At 60.6% G+C, this 3,656-nt stretch carries 3 protein-coding genes and 2 pseudogenes; 2 read left to right on the top strand and 3 right to left on the bottom strand.

What is annotated here, in order from left to right:
* A pseudogene (locus AC1D2F_RS23755) lies at window positions 1-186 on the top strand (hypothetical protein); the annotation flags it as partial.
* Between the two features lie 627 nt (window positions 187-813).
* Here the strand turns inward: AC1D2F_RS23755 and AC1D2F_RS23750 are convergent.
* Together AC1D2F_RS23750 and AC1D2F_RS23745 are read right to left on the bottom strand one after the other, a co-directional pair.
* Entirely contained in the window at window positions 814-1,539 is a 726-nt protein-coding gene (locus AC1D2F_RS23750; RefSeq protein WP_229996139.1) for a hypothetical protein, read from the bottom strand.
* 349 nt (window positions 1,540-1,888) lie between these two features.
* Window positions 1,889-2,095: a hypothetical protein gene (locus AC1D2F_RS23745; RefSeq protein WP_229996140.1), complete on the bottom strand. Its 207-nt coding sequence runs from the start codon at window positions 2,093-2,095 to the stop codon at window positions 1,889-1,891.
* On the opposite strand from AC1D2F_RS23745, the gene AC1D2F_RS23740 reads away from it, so the two are divergent.
* Window positions 2,025-2,417 carry a helix-turn-helix domain-containing protein gene (locus tag AC1D2F_RS23740; RefSeq protein WP_476967891.1) on the top strand — a complete coding sequence of 131 codons (393 nt, stop codon included), beginning with the start codon at window positions 2,025-2,027 and terminating at the stop codon, window positions 2,415-2,417. The genes AC1D2F_RS23745 and AC1D2F_RS23740 overlap by 71 nt on opposite strands.
* Window positions 2,418-3,337: 920 nt before the next feature.
* Here AC1D2F_RS23740 and AC1D2F_RS23735 read toward each other — a convergent pair.
* A pseudogene (locus tag AC1D2F_RS23735) lies at window positions 3,338-3,656 on the bottom strand (amino acid-binding protein); the annotation flags it as partial.

The raw sequence follows: 3,656 nt of genomic DNA, 5'->3' as shown, positions 1-3,656 counted from the left end.
GCGTTCGGTCGTGATCGTTTCGGCCTCGTGATGATCGGGGGCGGCATCAGGATGATCCCGGAGTACACCGAGCTCTTCGAACGGATCATCAACGTGTGCAATGCGGAATCGCCCGGAATCACCTTCTGCTTCAACACATCGCCCGAGACGACTCTGGACGCGTTGGAGCGTCACGCCCAGCCGTGAACGTCTGCGACGCGATCCGGTGCGTCGACTAGCCTCGGCGTTTCGTGTCGGCGGTCATGAGATGCGCCTCTGCTCACGTGCGGCTGCGATGTATTGGGAATAGGTGCTCGCCTTACGGGCACTGTTGCGACACGGAGCGACCAAAAAACGCCGCCACAGAGCGACCAACTCCACACGTGCAGTGTTTCGTGCAAAGGTCAGTGTCGGCGTTCCGCGAATTGGCGCGGCGTCAGGAGCCGCGGACGATGCGGTGTGGCCAGCGCACGAATACGACCGTTACTGGTCACGCTCACTCGCGGCGGCGCCCGGTAAAGGATCCCTCAGCGTGCGCCACCGGACTCCGCACTGTGGGCTCATCCATCGTGGCGTGAGTTCTTCTTAAGTTTTTCTTATGCCGGTTTTTGTCCATCGGGACGGCGGAAGCTTGATTGGGTCAGTGGCGGTGTCGGCTGCGTTGGCGGGCATCTGGTACTGGCCCTCGCGAAGGGATCGACGCAAGGGCATCAGGCGCACAGGGGTTCCGGACATTACGGTCCGTTCAGTACCTGCCTTCGCTCCCAGGACTTGAGCCAGGCGCAGGCGAAGCTAGAACCGCCGCCGGAAGACTACTCCGATGCCGGGTACCCGTCAGCGCATCGTCAAGCGCATGAATTCACCGCCGTTTTCACTCGCCTCAAGCCGTGTGATGAAGCCAAACTTGCGGTAGAGCAACACGGCCGAGGCCCCGTCCTGGTCATCCTTCTTCTGTAGGAAGCGGAGCATTTTTGCGACATCCGAACGCTTTACTTCTGGAACTTTGAAGTATGCGTAGGCGGATGCGGGCGAGGAACCAGTAGTTAGAACTCGGATGTTGAACCTTTGATCCGGTAGCTCATGCCGAAGTAGCGCGCTAATGTCCGGCACATGCGTCAGTAAGGAGCGAAACGACCGCGCGGCTTCCTGTCGGGCGTCTTCCCCCTCACCCATAGTCCTAACACCCAGCTCAACGTCGAAGGAAGGCTTATAAGGGTCCAGGATTCGTTCCTCGATGTGTCTCTTCAGCTGCCGCCATTTGTCACGGACGTTTGCCACTCGCGCCAACACGACCGACGCCGCCCCTGCCAGGAACTCCCAATGTTCCTGGATCCAGAGCAGGGTCTCGAAAAATGCCGGAGCGCCCGCGGCGGCACCAATGCCGGCGTGCCAGCACCGTCGGGAGGAGAGCCCTTTTTCCTTCAGGAAATCATCGAGAAGGTTCAAAACACGGTTGGTCACTTCTTCACTGTCATAGACTGCTGGTCCTCGGAAGTAGGCCGCATAATCGATGCCTTCAAAATCGCTGGCCCTGCTGCCGTCTACCGGGATCATGATCATGAATCGAATATATAGGGCAGATCTGTTCCCTGCCGCCCGCGCGGGACCTTTGGTTGACGCGGAGCCGGGGACGGCACTTCGGTGACTGTATAGAGCTTTGGTTCTCAAAACTCGTCGTGAGGAATTGGGGCGACCGTATCTTGTCAGAACTATTTGTGAGAATGGCAGGAGTCAGCTTTTTCCGGGATCTGAGAAGACACCGACTCTCGATTGTTCCCCTTCTCGGAATCCTTCGTTATCGAGAACTGCCAAGGTGCACTACTAACTTGTGAATCGCAGCGGCAGTTGGCGTTGGTCTGTCAGCCGGGCCAACGGCCCACCGATCTCTTCAAATCTGTCCCGTAGAGGGTCAAGAGTGAACCGGATTTCCATGGGCGTCCAGAGTGGTTGTCTCCGCACCAAAGAGCAGAGCGCGATAGCGGGCGGCATCACAAAGTGCTGTGAAAGTCAGAACGGCCAACCGGGCGAGGCCCGCCAGCATCAGCATGGTGGCGAACATAAGAACGTGGGCAAGGGAAATCAGGAAACCGATGCCGAGGGTCATGAGAAAGGTCATGTTTGATTGTGTCTACCTGACATGTCGCCCACCGTCGGCCAGCCAGATCTACCGGCTGGCTGCGGAGAAACCGAAGAGGCTAAATCTGCAGGTGCTCGTGGCCTTGATGGATACCCTTGATTGCACCGCCGATGGCTTGATCGGGAAGGTGACCTGCCTTCGGCGAAGGGCCCTGCCCCGGGGCCTGACGGAGGAGCTACGGCGTCGGGGGGCAGAACACCGGCCTGGCTGGGGAGTTCGGCAACAGCCGCGAAACCCTCTACCAGTACCTCAGGTCAGGGAGCTGACGCACGTCGCCGTGTATCGGCAATGCGTGCCGTGATCAGGCGCCCGGTAATGCAGAGGCGTGTTCTTGGACTTTGAGGGTGACCGGTGGCTCCACGATCCGCAGCCGGCAGGAAGTCGCCGAGGAGTCGATGCCAGAGGAAAGACTGGACTGGCGGGCGTGCTCCCGGAGTTCATCGAAGGCCGCGGCCGTCACCCCGGCATGCGCGAGATTAACCACCACCTCATACCCGGAAACTTGGTGACGACCCGGCGGCAGACGACGTAGAGGGCCCGGAGGTTGGTGTGCGTCAGGACGCCTCGAATGTCGACTTTGGCGGTCTCTTCGACGGCGTCTAGTCGGACGACTACGTTGAGACGCAGGTCCCTGTGGGACGGGTGGGCAAAGTACGAGCTGGAATGGTGGTGTTGGGAATGGTTCACTGAGCAACAGAGCTCCAGTGCAGCCCAGGAGCCGACTGAGCCCTGCGAGGCTCCTTGTGGATTAACATTGGGCGTTGTCTCCTGCTCTTTCCTGCGAGGCTGGATACCGCAAATTGCCATTTCCTTCCGGTAGCTGCCCATGGTTCGCTTTTTGGATGGCCCCTACGGCGTCCGGTTGCCCTCGCTGGCACATATTGCGGCCAGATTTGGAGGACTCACGCCAGGTGGATGACGGCGGCGGTCGAGTCGCCGGTCCCGCGTCACCGGCTGCGGCTGCAATTCGGAGAATGGCGGCCGCCTCCATGTCCACGAGCTTGCGTGTTCCGGTCCTTGAGCAAATGATCCAAAACATCTCCACCGACGGCAGGGGGTAGCTCACCCTTCCTCGGTGYAGGAGCTTGCCGAGGCGCCAGGCTTCGATTTCGTCGCCATAGGAAAGTTCCGAGCATGAGCGGACAGGTGAAGGCAGAGCTGCAGTCATGATTGTCTCCTTTCGGTGCGGTCGCCGCTTCGGGGACGACACCTCCCGGTTTTCTATTGCCGAGGCCGTACCGGGTGTTTTCGTGTCAATTCAGTGAGCTCGGCGAGCTCGGCTAGCCTGTGCGCCCGGGCGGATTCGGCCGGTGTGAAGGGCGCCCGGGGGCGGGAGAAGCCGAGGGGTCCATGCCGGGGGGATGGTATTTTCAGGACGGTGCCATCACATGCCGGTTTGCTGGTCGCGGGTGAGGTGCTGTCGCCGGTGGGAGCCGCGACGGGCTTGGCGTCGAGCAGTTCGGCGACCGCGAGTTGGAGTTCGCCTGGGTCCTCCACGACCCGCAGGGCAAGGGCAAGGGCCTTGGTCTGGCCGTCCGCC

Source organism: Arthrobacter sp. P1_B3 (assembly GCF_056406615.1).
This window is presented reverse-complemented; position numbering and strand designations above follow the sequence as displayed.